Origin of the sequence: Enterococcus sp. AZ120, from assembly GCF_050546165.1 — a bacterium.
Lineage (GTDB): Bacteria > Bacillota > Bacilli > Lactobacillales > Enterococcaceae > Enterococcus > Enterococcus faecalis.
In genome coordinates, this window is record NZ_CP172950.1 from 2,070,106 (window position 1) to 2,085,436 (window position 15,331).

At 37.0% G+C, this 15,331-nt stretch carries 16 protein-coding genes; 3 read left to right on the plus strand and 13 right to left on the minus strand.

Features of this window, described 5'->3' with window-relative positions:
• Positions 1-45: 45 nt before the first annotated feature.
• The 12 genes from secG to groES all read right to left on the minus strand — a co-directional run bounded on the left by secG (position 46) and on the right by groES (position 11,396).
• Entirely contained in the window at positions 46-282 is a 237-nt protein-coding gene (gene secG / locus IGJ46_RS09890) for a preprotein translocase subunit SecG (RefSeq protein WP_002356546.1), read from the minus strand.
• A gap of 167 nt (positions 283-449) precedes the next feature.
• On the minus strand, positions 450-725 hold the full coding sequence (locus tag IGJ46_RS09895) for a GNAT family N-acetyltransferase (protein WP_163402218.1): 276 nt from the start codon (positions 723-725) through the stop codon (positions 450-452).
• Entirely contained in the window at positions 715-999 is a 285-nt protein-coding gene (locus tag IGJ46_RS09900) for a (4Fe-4S)-binding protein (RefSeq protein WP_002356543.1), read from the minus strand. Before IGJ46_RS09900 ends, IGJ46_RS09895 begins: the two co-directional genes overlap by 11 nt.
• Before the next feature lie 91 nt (positions 1,000-1,090).
• The gene (locus IGJ46_RS09905; RefSeq protein WP_218391225.1) at positions 1,091-2,920 is read right to left on the minus strand and encodes a heavy metal translocating P-type ATPase; all 1,830 of its coding nucleotides are present in this window, start codon (positions 2,918-2,920) and stop codon (positions 1,091-1,093) included.
• A gap of 168 nt (positions 2,921-3,088) precedes the next feature.
• On the minus strand, positions 3,089-3,916 hold the full coding sequence (gene nadE, locus IGJ46_RS09910; protein WP_002356540.1) for an ammonia-dependent NAD(+) synthetase: 828 nt from the start codon (positions 3,914-3,916) through the stop codon (positions 3,089-3,091).
• Positions 3,917-3,918: 2 nt separating this feature from the next.
• Positions 3,919-5,403 carry a nicotinate phosphoribosyltransferase gene (locus IGJ46_RS09915; protein ID WP_002356538.1) on the minus strand — a complete coding sequence of 495 codons (1,485 nt, stop codon included), beginning with the start codon at positions 5,401-5,403 and terminating at the stop codon, positions 3,919-3,921.
• Positions 5,404-5,480: 77 nt separating this feature from the next.
• Positions 5,481-5,891, minus strand: coding sequence for a GtrA family protein (locus IGJ46_RS09920; protein ID WP_002356537.1), 411 nt, complete (start codon positions 5,889-5,891; stop codon positions 5,481-5,483).
• Between the two features lie 217 nt (positions 5,892-6,108).
• The gene (locus IGJ46_RS09925; protein WP_218391226.1) at positions 6,109-7,656 is read right to left on the minus strand and encodes a glucosaminidase domain-containing protein; all 1,548 of its coding nucleotides are present in this window, start codon (positions 7,654-7,656) and stop codon (positions 6,109-6,111) included.
• A 16-nt stretch (positions 7,657-7,672) separates the two neighbouring features.
• A complete protein-coding gene (locus IGJ46_RS09930; RefSeq protein ID WP_218391227.1) occupies positions 7,673-8,383 on the minus strand; it encodes a hypothetical protein in 711 nt (236 codons plus the stop codon).
• Positions 8,384-8,406: 23 nt separating this feature from the next.
• Positions 8,407-9,126 carry a response regulator transcription factor gene (locus tag IGJ46_RS09935; protein ID WP_002368880.1) on the minus strand — a complete coding sequence of 240 codons (720 nt, stop codon included), beginning with the start codon at positions 9,124-9,126 and terminating at the stop codon, positions 8,407-8,409.
• Positions 9,127-9,428: 302 nt separating this feature from the next.
• Entirely contained in the window at positions 9,429-11,054 is a 1,626-nt protein-coding gene (gene groL / locus IGJ46_RS09940; protein WP_002362559.1) for a chaperonin GroEL, read from the minus strand.
• A gap of 57 nt (positions 11,055-11,111) precedes the next feature.
• Positions 11,112-11,396, minus strand: a complete 285-nt coding sequence (gene groES / locus IGJ46_RS09945; protein WP_002356531.1) for a co-chaperone GroES — start codon at positions 11,394-11,396, stop codon at positions 11,112-11,114.
• 232 nt (positions 11,397-11,628) lie between these two features.
• Between groES and IGJ46_RS09950 the strand changes: the two genes are divergently transcribed.
• Complete coding sequence (locus IGJ46_RS09950) at positions 11,629-11,805, plus strand: hypothetical protein (protein WP_002356530.1); 177 nt, start codon at positions 11,629-11,631, stop codon at positions 11,803-11,805.
• 18 nt (positions 11,806-11,823) lie between these two features.
• Positions 11,824-12,477, plus strand: coding sequence for a CPBP family intramembrane glutamic endopeptidase (locus IGJ46_RS09955; RefSeq protein WP_002356529.1), 654 nt, complete (start codon positions 11,824-11,826; stop codon positions 12,475-12,477).
• Positions 12,478-12,519: 42 nt separating this feature from the next.
• Here IGJ46_RS09955 and IGJ46_RS09960 read toward each other — a convergent pair whose 3' ends face one another.
• The gene (locus tag IGJ46_RS09960) at positions 12,520-13,170 is read right to left on the minus strand and encodes a redox-sensing transcriptional repressor Rex (RefSeq protein ID WP_002356528.1); all 651 of its coding nucleotides are present in this window, start codon (positions 13,168-13,170) and stop codon (positions 12,520-12,522) included.
• A gap of 213 nt (positions 13,171-13,383) precedes the next feature.
• Between IGJ46_RS09960 and IGJ46_RS09965 the strand changes: the two genes are divergently transcribed.
• Positions 13,384-15,330, plus strand: coding sequence for an ABC-F family ATP-binding cassette domain-containing protein (locus tag IGJ46_RS09965; protein WP_002365037.1), 1,947 nt, complete (start codon positions 13,384-13,386; stop codon positions 15,328-15,330).
• Position 15,331 lies beyond the last annotated feature (1 nt).

Sequence of the window (15,331 nt, forward strand, 5' to 3'; positions counted from 1 at the left end):
ACTCATCTCTCTGTTCTAAACTTGTCATTTTAAAAGATTACGTACTTATTTTGAAGATAAGAACGCCAAAACAAATAATAAAATCATCCAAATTGCGCCAAGAACTGCTGTTGAGCGTTGCATAACAGCTTCAAAACCGCGCGCTTTTTGCTTCCCAAATAATTTATCTGCACCGCCAGTGAAGGCACTTGCTGCACTGTTTTGTTTGCTTGGTTGCATCATAACAGTAATGACGATTAAAACAGATAAAATGATGACCAACGTTAAGATTAGATTATACATGCGTTAATTCTCCTTTTTATACAAATATGCGAAATTCATCTACTTTAATGTAGCATATTTTATCTGTAAACACCAGTGAAATTTAATGTCTTTCCCTATTTGTCTCTAATAGCAACAGCCGCAAGTAGGAATCAGATTTCTACTTGCGGCTGTTGCTAGTTTCTTCTTTATTTTCTCAACACGTCTCCGTATTCAGGTTTAGTATCAAATTCTTTTTTGGCAAATGGACATAGCGGAATAATTTTTTTATGCTCTTTTCTCGCTTTTTCAACACCGGCTAAAACAAGTTTTTCAGCTAATTTTTGTCCACGATAAGTTGGATCAACAAACGTATGATCAATAATCATCATGCTTTCGCCAGCATCTGACCAAGTCATTTCACCAATTTCTTGGTTTTCATCGTTATATAGAGCAAAACGATCGTTTTCTTCTTTAATTTGCATATTCGTTCCCTGCTTTCCGAATATATTTTAGAGCACCACTTGGACATGAATCTACCACAATCATGTCATTTTCAACACTTCCGTTATCTGGAATAATCCATGGTTTCCGACCAACTTCAAAGACTTCTGGATTTCCACGAACACAATTACCAATATGTTCACAAATATCTTTATTATAAAAGATATCAATTCCTTCCCCCGTATATTTACGGTAGCCTTCTTTTAATAGTTGTTCTTCCGTGACTGGTTGCCCATCTATTTGGTTTCCTTTCATTGCACAATCTCTCCCCTGTAACTTATTAATATTAAAAACGTACCTTTATTTTACCACTAAGCTGGACATTCAGGCAATTAATTGTTCCACCTTACTTGCCAATTCGACGAGCACGCAAAGCAGATAAGATTGACACAGTGTCCACGACTTCTTGTAGCATAGCCCCGATTAGCGCCGGAATGATCCCGGTACTAGCAATTAGCATTAGTAAAACGCAGATAAAAATTCCGATTAATACAGATTGTTTGGCAACTTTCATGGTATCTTGGGCAATTTCGACCGCTTGGCTGACTTTACTTAAGTCATCTTTTAAAATAACAACGTCAGCAGTTTCACTAGCCGCAGTAGCTCCATGAGCGCCCATAGCAATACCTACGTCTGCAACAGCAAGCGAAGGTGCATCATTTACACCATCTCCTACCATGATGACTGGATGGTTTTCTTTGGGCAATTCTTTTAGAATAGTTAACTTATCTTGTGGTAAACATTCCCCATGTACTTCGGTAATTCCTACTTCTGCAGCAATCGTTTCTGCGACGGATTCTTGATCCCCCGTCAGCATTAAAATTCGTTGAAGATGTAATTGGTGTAATTTTTCCATAGTCTCTTTTGCTTCTGGTCGTACTGTGTCTGTAAAAGTAATTCGGCCTAAATATGTGCCATTACGTGAAATATGAATGGTCGTTTTATCAATTTTTTCAGTTGTTTGAGACTCTTGTGTCACAAAATTCTTTTTACCTACCCGTATCTCAGCACCATCCACAAATGCCTTCACGCCAGCACCAGAAACTTCCGCTAGATCTGTAATATTTTTTAATGGGACATCTTGCTTTCTGGCATAAGCAACAATTGATCTAGCTAAAATGTGACTTGATTCTTGTTCCACGCTTGCTGCCAATCCCACTAATTCAGCAGCAGTTATTTCAGCATTGATTGGTTGGACTTGATCAACAGAAAGTTGTCCTTGCGTAATCGTGCCTGTTTTATCAAACGCAATCGTTTTTGCAGAAGCTATTTTTTCGACCATCGTTCCCGATTTAATAACGACCCCATGACGACTTGAACGACCCATCCCTGCCACTAAAGCAATTGGGGCAGATAGAATTAAAGGACACGGCGAAGCAACAACTAAGACTTCCGCAAAACGTGTCGGACTTTTTGAAACAAACCAAGCAACACCTGCAATTAGGTAGGCAACTAGTGTAAAAGGTACCGCATAGCGGTCTGCTAAACGTACAAAATGAGCTGGTCGTGCCGCAGATTCTTTCACTAAGTTCACAATTGTTTGATATTGACTGTCGGCTACAGTTTTTTCAGCAACCATTTTCAAAGAGCCATCACCATTCACGGAACCCGACATTAATTCATCCCCAGGATTTTTTTCAATTGGTTTTGATTCTCCTGTTAATGAAGATTCATCGACTGTTGATGTCCCGGTTTTTACCAAGCCATCAACTGGAACTAGTTCCCCTGGTTTTACTACTAATTCATCGCCAACATTGATTTCCTCAACAGAAACATCTTCTAAATTTTCGCCATTCAAGCGATGAGCTTTTTGTGGCGAGTTATCCAATAATGACTTCAGCTCTTGGTTAGCTTTTCCAGCGGCATAGTCTTCTAATGAATCACCACCAGTCAACATAATTAAAATCATCAAACTGGCCCAGTATTCTCCCACAGCTAAGGTTGCAACGATAGCGGTAATCGCTAAAATATCGACACCATATTTTCCTTCACGTAAGGTTTGAATCATTTCCCAGAACATCATTAACGCCATTACAGAACCTGTTATTAAAATAATGCCATACGCCCAATTCGGCTGATGTAAAATAAATTCAAATAATAATGCCAAAACTCCTGTTATAATTGTAATCCCCAATTTTGTTACATGCTTCATCTCTTTTTCTCTCCCATCATTCACTTTACATTATTGAGCGTACCTTTTCTGTTTTGAAAAAGAAAGTGAAAACGCCTAAATGAAAACGACTTTCATTATCATAGGATAGTTGCTGTAGCAACGTTTACTTTCTGAAAAGTAGTTATGTAAAAAAAACACAGACCATCGTTCATTCGCCGATGGTCTGTGTTTTTATTTCCAAAAATCATCAAAAATTGTAATGGGTAAATGCCGTTTATGTTGTCCTTTTTTATACCAGTTTTCAATTGTTTGTTGATCTGTTTCCGAGACTTTTTTGCCTTCCAAATAGTCATCAATGGCATCATACGTGACACCTAAGGCAACTTCATCTGCAACTAACGGTTTGTCATCTTCTAGATCAGCTGTTGGTATTTTTAGATACAAGGCTTCTGGTGCCCCAAGTTCTTTCAGCAAAGCTTTTCCTTGGCGCTTATTTAAACGAAATAACGGTAAAATATCCGCTCCGCCATCGCCATATTTGGTGAAGAAAGCTGTGACATTTTCGGCTGCGTGGTCTGTGCCAATTACTGCGCCAGCATTTTCGCCAGCTACTGCATATTGTGTAATCATACGTTGACGTGCTTTCATGTTCCCTTTATTAAAATCGCTAATTTGAACGCCAGCGTTTTCTAGCGAACCAACCATTGCATCCACTGCTGGTTTAATATCCACTCGTAAAGAAACATCTGGCTGGATAAAGGCTAGCGCGGCTTGTGCATCAGCTTCATCTGCTTGCTCACCGTATGGAAGGCGAATCGCAATAAATTGATACGACATATCTCCTGTTTCTTCGCGCATTTCAGTCATCGCTAATTGTGCTAAGCGCCCAGCTAATGTTGAATCTTGTCCGCCACTAATTCCCAAGACAAAGGTTTTTAAAAAAGGATGTTTAGTTAAATAAGCTTTCAGAAAATCAATACTTTTACGAACTTCTTCTTTTGGATCAATTGTCGGTAAAACACCTAACTCTTGAATGATTTTTTCTTGAAGTGTTGTCATTTCTAGGCCTCCTTATTCACCGTTTCCGTTAAATGTTTAACGTCTTTACGCACTTTTTCCAATAAATTCATTTTGTGGTTCCAACAATCTGTTGAAAGGTCCACTGGATATTTCTGCGGATTCAAGTCCCGCTTGTATTCTTCCCAAAGTGAATCTAAATTTTCTTTTGCATATTGTTTAATTTCATCTAAAGTTGGTAATTCATACACACGTTTTCCTTCAACGAAAATATCTTGGAGTACTGGCCGTGCTTCAAAATCACGGACATACTTATTAATAAAGGTATGAACGGGATGGAACATATAAATTTCTTCTTCTTGGCGAGGATCTTCGTTCCAAAGTGTCACATAGTCCCCTTCTGACTTTTTATCAGATTTACGTGTAATGCGCCAGACTTGTTTTTTTCCTGGTGTTGTCACTTTTTCAGCATTGCTAGATAGTTTAATGGTATCTTTCATTTGACCATCTTCACCTTCAATTGAAACTAATTTAAACACCGCTCCTAAAGCCGGTTGATCATAGGCGGTAATCAGCTTGGTACCCACGCCCCATACATCAATTTTTGATTTTTGCATTTTTAGATTCAAAATCGTATTTTCATCTAAATCATTCGATGCATAAATTTTTGCTTCAGTAAAGCCAGCTTCGTCCAGTTGTTCACGAACTCGTTTAGAAATATAAGCCATATCGCCACTATCAATCCGCACACCTAGGAAATTAATTTTATCACCCATTTCTCGAGCTACTCGAATTGCGCTTGGCACTCCCGCTTTCAAAGTATCATACGTATCAACAAGGAAAACGCAATCCCGATGTGTTTTGGCATACGCCATGAATGCTTCATAATCATTTCCATACGACTGAACCAATGAATGGGCATGAGTCCCACTAACCGGAATACCAAAAATTTTACCAGCACGAACATTACTTGTCGCGTCCGCCCCACCAATATAGGCGGCTCTTGTGCCCCAAATGGCAGCATCTAATTCTTGTGCCCGGCGTGTTCCAAATTCCAATAAAGGATCATCGCCTATCACGGATTTAATTCGAGCCGCTTTTGTCGCAATTAATGTTTGGAAATTCACCATATTTAGCAAGGCAGTTTCTACCAATTGACATTGTGCCAAAGGACCTTCAATTTGAATTAACGGTTCGTTATTAAAAACCAAATCCCCTTCTAAAGCAGAGCGTACAGTACATTTAAATTCAAAATTTGCTAAATACGTCAAGAAATCTTCTGGATATTCTTCAACTTCTCGGAGATATGCAATATCAGATTCTGTGAACGTTAAATTTTCGAGATAATTGACCAAACGTTCTAAGCCTGCAAAAATTGCGTAGCCATGATTAAAGGGCATCTCTCTAAAGTAACATTCAAAAACAGCATGTAAATCTGCTCTCCCTAATTCCCAGTATGTTTGCATCATATTGATTTGATACATATCTGTATGCAATGTCAAACTATCATCTGCATATGTATAGTCCATCGTTTTCTACCTCTATTCTTTGTATTAAAAACTTGTTTATATTATAACAAAAAAATTTTTTTTAGCCTAAAATCTGCTTAGACCTCTTTTTCTTTAAAAATGAAAAATTTACTGAAGAAATAATTTAAAATCACTACTACAACTTGTGTAATCATTTTCGCCCAAAACGATGAAAAATGAATGCCATCAATTAGGAGAATCATTAAACCCATATCAGCCACAAAAGATAAAATTCGGTACCAATAAAATAAGCCCATTTCTTTAAAAAAACCAGCTATGCTTTCATGCTTACTTGCGAATACCCAATATTTATTCGTGAAAAAGGCAAATAGAACAGATAAAAACCAACTAATTGTGTTACTTATCTTGTAATCCAGCCCTAACACATTTTGACAAACAAAAAATACAACTAAGTTGACGACAGTCGTTGCACCACCAAAAAATAAATAAGCCAGTACTTCTCGGTATTTACGAAATAATTCTTTCAATTTTCACGCATCCTTTCAACTAATCATTTTATCAAACTTCGGCAAGAAAACCTATCTATTTTGTGTAAAGACACAATTCTCTTGCTAATTTTACTATTTATTAAGTATTTATGAAAAACATAGTAAGAGAAGAGGAGAAGTTCATCCATGGATGAACTTCTCCTCTTCTCTTCGTCTAATAATATATGACTCCATCAACCAATAAGTTAAATCAGCATTAGTCCTTTAGCTTAGGAAGTGCTATCGTTTGTCCTTCGGTTAATACAGAATACGTTAAGTCATTTGTCTGCTTGAGGGCGGTTAAGGAATAGCCCGTTTTTTTAGCAATTTTTGCGAGTGTCTCTCCTCTTTTTACTTCATAATACTCAGTAGACTCTGTTTTTGAGTCATTCGCTTTACCATTTGATTGCTCTGCTGTCTTCAAAGCATTAGTCACCGATTTACTGATTATTAGTGATTGAAGTAACGCTTGTTCTTTCGGTTCTAGAGAAGTCGCCGCTGTATGCTGAGGAATCGTGATTTTTTGGCCAATATAAAACATTTCTTGAGTCTTTGAATTTTGTTTTAAAATGGCTGTTGCTGACACACCAAACGTCTGGCTAATGGTGGCGAGAGAATCTCCTTTGCTTACTTCATAGACGACTGCTTCTTTTTTTAGCTGTGCCTTGACTGCTTCCTTATCAAACGAAGGTTTCTTTTCTTCTGCCAAATTAGTCACTACTGGTTGCTTCTTTTCTTGATCGTATTCAGTTAATTGATAGGTTTCAATCAACGCGTTTAATTTTTTATCGTAATATGTATCCGTTGCATAACCACCTGTTAAAAATTTTGTTGCCTGCTGATAATTCGTCGTGTTTGCTTTCAAAACGCCGTGATAAAACGTTGGATTACCCGCCAGCCCATTGATGATTAATTTACTATAGTCTGTTAAAGACTCTTTATAGGAAGGATACTGACGAAAATCGGCATGAGTGGTGGTCATCTTCCCTTTACCATCATCTTCTTGTGTGGGAAAGCTGACACTTTGACCTTGATAAGCGCCTTTAATGCCAAACAAATTATAATTTGGCGGCGCGGCTAACGCACTATTGCCCGAGCCACTCTCTAAAATAGCTTGAGCTATCATGACAGAAGCGTATAGATCATGTCGCTGACCAATAACTCGTGCTTCTTCACCGATTTTTCTAATAAACTCAGAAGTAGAAGCATTCTCTTGGACAACAAAATTTGCCTCGGCTTGTTGTTGAATTCCTGCTTGCTTTTCCTTTTCTTGACTATTGTCTACCTCTGAATGTACCAACGGCTCTTTGGTCTTTTCAGTTAATGTAGAATTTTGTGGTTCCTGATTATGAGGTGACTTCTCAGTGAGCGCTTTATGCTCTTCAGATACTGGTTGCTCATTTTGTAACGATTCGGTTGGTTTAGTACTAGCAATTGTCTTTTCTTGTGGCGGTAAACTATTTTCAGATTCTAATGGTTCCACATTATTTTCCTGATGGTCACTGCTGTCATTTTGTGTTGAACTTTCTTGTTGTTCAGACGAACTTATTATTGTTTCGTTCAGCGTTGAAGAAGTAAGGGTTCCTTGGTCTTGATTGGCTTGGTCCGCTCTTTTTTCTTCCAGCGATAGCTGTCGACTTTCGTTCCTCGTTTCGGTCTCCTCTTGAGCGATTAATGGTTCTGAATTGTAGTAACTGGCGCCCGCATAAGCCCCTAAGACTCCAAGACATACCAACTTCAAATATCTTGCCTTTCTTTTTTTCATCGCATTTCTCCTTCATTTACCTCTTTATTTCTGCTAATAATTGCTCTATCTGTTGGTACATTCCTGTTGATTCATTCTTGATGGTCAGCATTTGTTCACAATAAGCTTGGTACTCTCTTGCCACTTGCTTCATGCGTGTTAAAGTTGCTAAACGTTGTTCCATTTCTTCATGAACTGTTGCAACTTGTTGGTTAGCTTGGGCAATTGTTTCTTTTGCTTGACGTTTGGCTTCTAATAACACTTCACCAATTTCTTTTTGAGAAAGCGTAACGGCTGTGTCTAAATTCTCTTCACTGGTCTGTCTCTGTTGCATCTTTGCTTCAGACAATTGTTTCTGTAAAGAAGTGATAGTTGTTTCTTTATCACTTAATGTTTCTTTAACATGTTTAAGTTGAACATCTTTTTCGACTACTTGTTTTTGTAATGCTTCCACTTCATTGGTTTGCATTAATAATTGCTCCGTTAGCTTTTTAATGGATTGCTGATATAGTTGATTTTCTTCTTCTAGTTTTTCAACAAAAGAAAATGATTCTTCTGACAGTTCAGTCGGCACTTGTTGCTGGACCTGCTTAACTTTTGCAGCTTGCTCTTTTGCATAAACAACCTCGTCATCAAAGATTGCTTCTTCTGTTACCGTTGGTTGTGCTTTCATCGATTGTTCATTTTCAAAATCCGGCATCTTCTCATACTCCTCATCTTCATTGTTTTTAGTCAAAAATTGCCACATCTGTTTCTCCTCCTTCGTACCTTTTACACCGTTAACATATAGCCTTTTGAGCGAATTGTTTTGATATATTGTGGTTTGTTCACATCTTGTTCAATTTTTTTACGCAAATGGAAAATCACATTAGCGACACGATATTTTCGTTCATTCGCAGTATCTTTCCAGACATTTTTGTAGAGTTCTTCATATGTAATTGTTTGTCCTGCGTGTTTGTATAAATACTCTATTGTGAAAAATTCCAATTTTGTTAAAAGAATTTCTTCTCCACTTCCCAAGCAAACACTCAAATTTGGCGCAATTAAATACAATCTCTCAGAAAGATTCTTAGTAACTGTTTGTTCCTCGTTTGCACTAACTAATTTAGGATAAAAACGTCTTTTTACACGTTGCAATAAATTACTCATGCTTAACATGCATTCTTGACGATCATAAGAATGATCAAAAACGCCATCTGCACCTAATTGTAAATAAATAATTCGATTGACTTTACTAATTACTTCTGTCCGAGAAAATAACCAAATCGGTAAATCTGACTGCTTGCGAATCGTCATTAATAACTCACAACAAGTATTTACTTGCTGGTGGTCAGTAACTTCAATCACTAATCCATCAATATGGTGCAAATGAAGAAGTATATTTGTTCCTTGGATGATCTGACATTCTACTTGATTACTAACAAACCAATTTTGACAGTATTCTTTTGTTTCAATTGTCAAAGGAACGACACCAATTGTATATTTTTCCATTTTTCCACCTCAATCTTCCTAATATTCCCCTTCAAAATATAATAATTTTTATTTATATTCTATTAATAAATAAAAATTACCAACTACTAGTTTTCAAAAAATGATTGTTATTACTAAATTTTATCGAATAAAAACAAGGCTGTCTAGCTAAAACGAAGCCTTTAAATTATCATCTTTTTTGTTAAATGAGTAAATATTTGAGAAAATACTATAAGCAAAGATATTATTTAGATTATTTATTCTTTATGTAAAAAAAGCTTACGATTTTTCAATCGTAAGCTTTTAGAATACTTTTTTTATTTTTACATCATACCGCCCATGCCCATTGATGGATCCATCATAGGAGCTGGTGCAGCTGGTTCTGGTTTGTCTGCAACAACTGCTTCAGTTGTTAATAATAAAGCTGACACAGAAGCTGCATTTTGTAATGCAGAACGAGTTACTTTTGTTGGGTCAACAATACCGGCTTCAACCATGTTTACCCATTCACCGTTAGCTGCATTGAATCCGATACCTAAGTCAACATTTTTTAGTTTGTCAACAATCACTGAACCTTCATAACCAGCATTTTCAGCGATTTGACGGATTGGTTCTTCTAATGCACGAACGACAATCTTGATTCCTGTTGCCACATCGCCTTCAGCTTCTAGCGCAGCGACTTTACCAATTACATTGACAAGTGCGGTACCACCACCAGAAACCATGCCTTCTTCTACAGCGGCACGTGTTGCGTTTAATGCATCTTCAATTCGTAATTTTAATTCTTTTAATTCTGTTTCAGTTGCAGCACCGACTTTAACGACAGCAACCCCGCCAGCTAATTTAGCTAAACGTTCTTGTAATTTTTCACGATCAAAATCAGACGTTGTTTCGCCGATTTGGTTTTTAATTAAATGAACGCGGGCATCAATGGCTTCTTTTGAACCAGCACCTTCAACAATTGTTGTGTTATCTTTGTCGACAACTACTTTGCTAGCATTTCCTAAGTTTTCAATGGTTGTGTCTTTTAACTCTAACCCTAAGTCGTCAGTGATTACTGTACCACCTGTTAAAATAGCAATATCTTCAAGCATCGCTTTGCGGCGGTCACCAAATCCTGGCGCTTTTACTGCGACAACATTAAATGTACCACGGATTTTGTTCAATACTAATGTTGGTAGAGCTTCCCCATCAACATCATCCGCAATGATCAATAGTGGACGGCTTTGTTGTAGAATTTGTTCTAATAAAGGTAAGATATCTTGAATATTTGAGATTTTTTTGTCGGTAATTAAGATATATGGATTTTCTAAAACAGCTTCCATTTTATCGTTGTCAGTAACCATGTATTGAGATAAATAACCGCGGTCGAATTGCATTCCTTCAACCACATCTAATTCTGTTTCAATCCCTTTTGATTCTTCAATGGTAATTACGCCGTCGTTACCAACTTTTTCCATTGCATCAGCAATTAATTGGCCGACTTTTTCAGAACCTGATGAAACAGCAGCGACTTGTGCAATCGCTTCTTTTGAATCAACTACAGATGAAATATTGTGTAATTCTTCTACTGCTGTTTTTGTTGCTAATTCAATCCCACGGCGAATACCTAATGGGTTAGCTCCAGCAGTTACGTTTTTTAAGCCTTCACGAACAATGGCTTGTGTCAAAACAGTCGCTGTTGTTGTTCCGTCACCAGCAATATCATTCGTTTTAGAAGCAACTTCTGAAACTAATTTTGCGCCCATGTTTTCAAAATGATCTTCTAATTCAATTTCCTTAGCAATTGTTACTCCATCGTTAGTAATCAATGGTGAACCAAATGATTTTTCTAAAACAACGTTACGACCTTTAGGGCCTAATGTCACTTTCACTGTATCTGCTAATACATCTACTCCGCGTAGCATTGCTGCACGTGCATCTTCTGCAAATTTAATCTCTTTTGCCATGATTTCTTCACCTCATAATTTTTTTCTTCTATTATATTATTCTGTAAAAGTTGTTTATTATTCAACAGTGGCAATAATGTCTTTGGCTGATACAATTAAGTATTCTACGCCTTCGTATTTCACTTCTGTTCCTGAATATTTTTCAAACATTACTGTGTCACCAATTTTTACTTCCATCGGAACTTTTGTGCCATTTTCAAGCACACGACCTTCACCTACTGCGATAACTTCACCTGTTTGTGGTTTTTCTTTTGCAACGGATGCAAGAACAATTCCTCCAACAGTTTTTTCTTCTTCTTTCGCGACTCTAATTACGACGCGATCGCCTAATGGTTTTAACACAATAAATCCCTCCAAATAAAAAGTTTTCGCTTATTTTAGCACTCGATACACAAGAGTGCTAACTCACACTATTTATAATACTCATTTCACTCTAAAAATGCAAGTCTTTTCTCTCTTTTTCTTGTCAATTATAAGATACGCATTTTTTATTGCGTATTCTTTTTTCATGGAATGTTTTTCCAATCCTTTAATTCATGGTAAAATAAATTGACTACGATTGGAGGCGAATAAAATGAAACAACGTTTACTTACAGCACTAATAGCAACCTTCGTTTATTTTGTGATAGCGAATTTAGGAAATCTTGTTTTCAGTGTCACAGAAGGAATTGTTTCGACACTTTGGGAATCTCTTTTCTTTTTCTTATTCGTTTTTCTTTTATTAGGATATCGCAATAATCGTAAAAAATAATTATAGAAAGGATTAACCATGACCTTAAGAAAATCAAGTTTATTTATTTTAGTCACATACATTATCGCTTTCTTCGGGCCGTTACTTTTTTCGGGTATTTCCCCCAATGCAGCGATTAATGTGACAACTGCTCTCTACATTATTGGCGCCCTTGTAATGATTGGCATCTTTTTAAAAACAACAGAACCTTCTCCTTTAGAGGAAACAGCAACCTTGAAATCACCTATTTTTATTTTTTTACTAGGTGTTAGTGGGATTTTCATTGCCATGCTGATTCAAGGGGTTACTTTTGCCATTGAAGTAGCCATCACAGGAGAACAAGCTACTTCTCAAAATACGCAAGCTATTGTGGCGGTGATTTTGGCAAATCCTTTATTTATTTTGGCAACTACTATCGGTGGTCCGATTATGGAAGAATTCGTCTTTCGTTATGCATTTATCCATTTAATCCAGCCTTTTACAAATTTCTGGATTGCGGCTACTGTTAGTTCGGCGATTTTTTCACTCGCACATGCCGATGGTCACTTTTTTGTTTATTTCTTTATGGGATTTTTCTTTGCTCTTTTGTACAAGCAAACTGGAAAAATTTGGACCTCAATTATTGCCCATTGTGGCATGAATACGATTGTGATTATTGTTCAACTACTTTTGCATAATGGTGCAATTCAATAAGAAAAGGGCCTTCGTCTAAACGACTAGGCCCTTTTCTTTTGCTTATTCTTCTTCGTCAATCAATTCGTTGTCATGATGTAAGAAATAAATCAATGTTTGTAATTCGTTGGTTAAGTCAACATTTTGAATTAATACTTCAGGTGGCGCTACTAAACGCGCAGCCGTAAAGTTTAGAATTCCTTTAACCCCTGCTTCGGCAAGTTTGTTCACAACTTCTTGTGCTTTGCGAGCTGGAATAGTTAAAATAGCTACTTCGATTTGTTGAACACGGATTTGTTCCATCATATCTTCCATTGGATAAACCGGAATACCGTCAACAATGCGTCCCACAATATCTTCATTCACATCAAATGCGCAACTTACACGAATACTGTTGCTTTGATGGAATTTGTACTTTAATAAAGCACTTCCTAAATTACCAACCCCGATTAATGCGACATTGGTTAACTCATCTTCATTCAATGTTTTTGCAAAAAAGTTCATTAAGTTTTCAACATCATAGCCGTACCCACGTTTACCTAATTCACCAAAATATGAAAAGTCACGACGAATAGTCGCACTGTCTACTTGTACCGCTTCACTTAATTCAGTTGATGAGACTTTATTTTTTCCTGTATCATGTAACATTCTTAAGTAGCGATAATATAAAGGAAGGCGTCGCGCCGTTGCTTTTGGAATAACTTGATCTTTCACAATTGGACCTCCAATACTTTCACTTAAATCTTATCCATTAACATAATAGCAGTTTTTCACAATAAAAAGCAATTCTATGGCTCAAAAATAGCATTTTTCTTCAAAAGTTTGTGATAAAAGGTATAAACCTTCACAAAGCATTTTTTGATACGTGCTATTTTAGCAGATTTTATGCTACACTAAGGGCAATGAATTTAGAAATGAGGACTACTGATGATTTTATTACAAGCAAATCAAGTTGCCCGGCATTTTGGCTCGGAAACATTGTTTGAAAACATACATTTAGAAATTGCAACAAAAAGTCGGATTGCCTTAGTTGGTCGTAATGGTGCTGGAAAATCGACTTTTTTAAAAATCATTGCAGGCATTGATGCTCCCGATAGCGGAACCATTGCCAAAAATAAAACTGCTACGTTAGGTTATTTAGCTCAAAATACCGGCTTAGAATCAGATAAAACCGTTTGGGAAGAAATGACAAAAGCCTTTGCTGACATCCTAGAAATGGAACAGCGTATGCGAGAATTAGAAACCAAAATTAGTGAAATGGAGCCAACCACTTCCGTTTATGAAGGAATTTTAAAAGAGTACGATCAATTGCAACATACGTTTTCTGAAAAAAATGGCTACGGCTATGAAAATGAAATTCGCTCAGTCCTTCACGGCTTTGGCTTTGATGAATCCTTTTACACGAAAGATATTCAAACCTTATCTGGTGGTCAAAAAACCCGGCTTGCATTAGCGAGAATGCTTTTACAAAAACCAGATATTTTAATTCTGGACGAGCCTACAAACCACTTAGATATCGAGACGCTTTCTTGGCTGGAATCTTATTTGCCAAGCTATGCCGGCGCCCTATTGATTGTTTCCCACGATCGTTATTTTTTAGATAAGGTAGTTAATGAAGTTTATGAACTGAGCCGCAAAAAAATGACTCACTACAAAGGAAACTATTCCAAATACTTAGAGTTAAAAGCAGAACAATTAGCCAGTGAATGGAAAGCGTATGAAAAGCAACAAGAAGAAATCAATAAGTTAGAAGATTTCGTTGCCAAAAATCTGGTTCGTGCATCTACAACGAAACGTGCACAAAGTCGCCGAAAAGTATTAGAAAAAATGGACCGTTTAGACCGACCTCAAGGAGATGAAAAATCGGCGCATTTTCTTTTCGATAGTGAAAAAGTCTCGGGAAATGTTGTTTTACAAGTCGAAGATGCCGCCATTGGTTACGACCAAGAACATATTTTATCCGAACCTATTCACTTGGATATTCGTCGCAAAGAAGCCATTGCCTTAGTCGGACCGAACGGAATTGGTAAATCCACTCTCTTGAAATCAATTATTGACCGCATTCCTTTCATTAAAGGAAGTAAAACTTTTGGCACCAATGTTTCTGTAGGTTACTATGACCAAGAGCAAGCCAATTTACATGGCAATAAAACGGTCTTAGCGGAATTATGGGATGAACACCCAACCACACCTGAAAAAGAGATTCGAAGTATTTTAGGCGGCTTTCTCTTCAGTGGAGATGATGTTGAAAAAACGATTCCTTTATTAAGCGGTGGCGAAAAAGCCCGTGTGGCATTAGCAAAATTAGCGATGGATCGTGACAATTTCTTGATTCTCGATGAGCCAACCAACCACTTGGATATCGATAATAAAGAAGTTTTAGAAAATGCGCTGATTGATTATGAAGGAACCATCCTCTTCGTTTCCCATGACCGTTACTTTATCAATCGAATTGCAACAAAAGTTGTTGAGCTTTCTGAAAAAGGCAGCAAACTTTATTTAGGCGACTATGATTATTATTTAGAAAAGAAACAAGAGGAAGAAGAAATCGCTGCCCTCTTAGCTAATGAAGAAGCGGCGAAAAAACCCGAACCAGTTACAGCCAAAAATACCTTTTATCAAAACAAGGAGCAACAAAAATTACTCCGTACTTTGCAGAGAAAAATAACACAAGTCGAAGAAAATCTTGCTCAGTTAGATACGACAATTGCACAATTAGAAGCACAAATGAGTCAACCAGACATTCTAGAAAATCATGTTGAATTGCTGGCTTTAAACCAACAATTAGATGACGCTCGTCAGCAACAAGATGAACTACTTGAGCAATGGGAAAATTTCAGTTTAGAATTAGAAGAAATGGAAAATAACAATTAAC

Coding starts and splice junctions, on each gene's coding strand:
- secG (WP_002356546.1), bottom strand. CDS start 282: ATGTATAATCTAATCTTAACGTTGGTCATCATTTTATCTGTTTTAATC.
- IGJ46_RS09895 (WP_163402218.1), bottom strand. CDS start 725: ATGCAAATTAAAGAAGAAAACGATCGTTTTGCTCTATATAACGATGAA.
- IGJ46_RS09900 (WP_002356543.1), bottom strand. CDS start 999: ATGAAAGGAAACCAAATAGATGGGCAACCAGTCACGGAAGAACAACTA.
- nadE (WP_002356540.1), bottom strand. CDS start 3,916: ATGACAACACTTCAAGAAAAAATCATTCAAGAGTTAGGTGTTTTACCG.
- IGJ46_RS09915 (WP_002356538.1), bottom strand. CDS start 5,403: ATGGACTATACATATGCAGATGATAGTTTGACATTGCATACAGATATG.
- IGJ46_RS09925 (WP_218391226.1), bottom strand. CDS start 7,656: ATGAAAAAAAGAAAGGCAAGATATTTGAAGTTGGTATGTCTTGGAGTC.
- IGJ46_RS09930 (WP_218391227.1), bottom strand. CDS start 8,383: ATGTGGCAATTTTTGACTAAAAACAATGAAGATGAGGAGTATGAGAAG.
- IGJ46_RS09935 (WP_002368880.1), bottom strand. CDS start 9,126: ATGGAAAAATATACAATTGGTGTCGTTCCTTTGACAATTGAAACAAAA.
- groL (WP_002362559.1), bottom strand. CDS start 11,054: ATGGCAAAAGAGATTAAATTTGCAGAAGATGCACGTGCAGCAATGCTA.
- IGJ46_RS09950 (WP_002356530.1), top strand. CDS start 11,629: ATGAAACAACGTTTACTTACAGCACTAATAGCAACCTTCGTTTATTTT.
- IGJ46_RS09955 (WP_002356529.1), top strand. CDS start 11,824: ATGACCTTAAGAAAATCAAGTTTATTTATTTTAGTCACATACATTATC.
- IGJ46_RS09965 (WP_002365037.1), top strand. CDS start 13,384: ATGATTTTATTACAAGCAAATCAAGTTGCCCGGCATTTTGGCTCGGAA.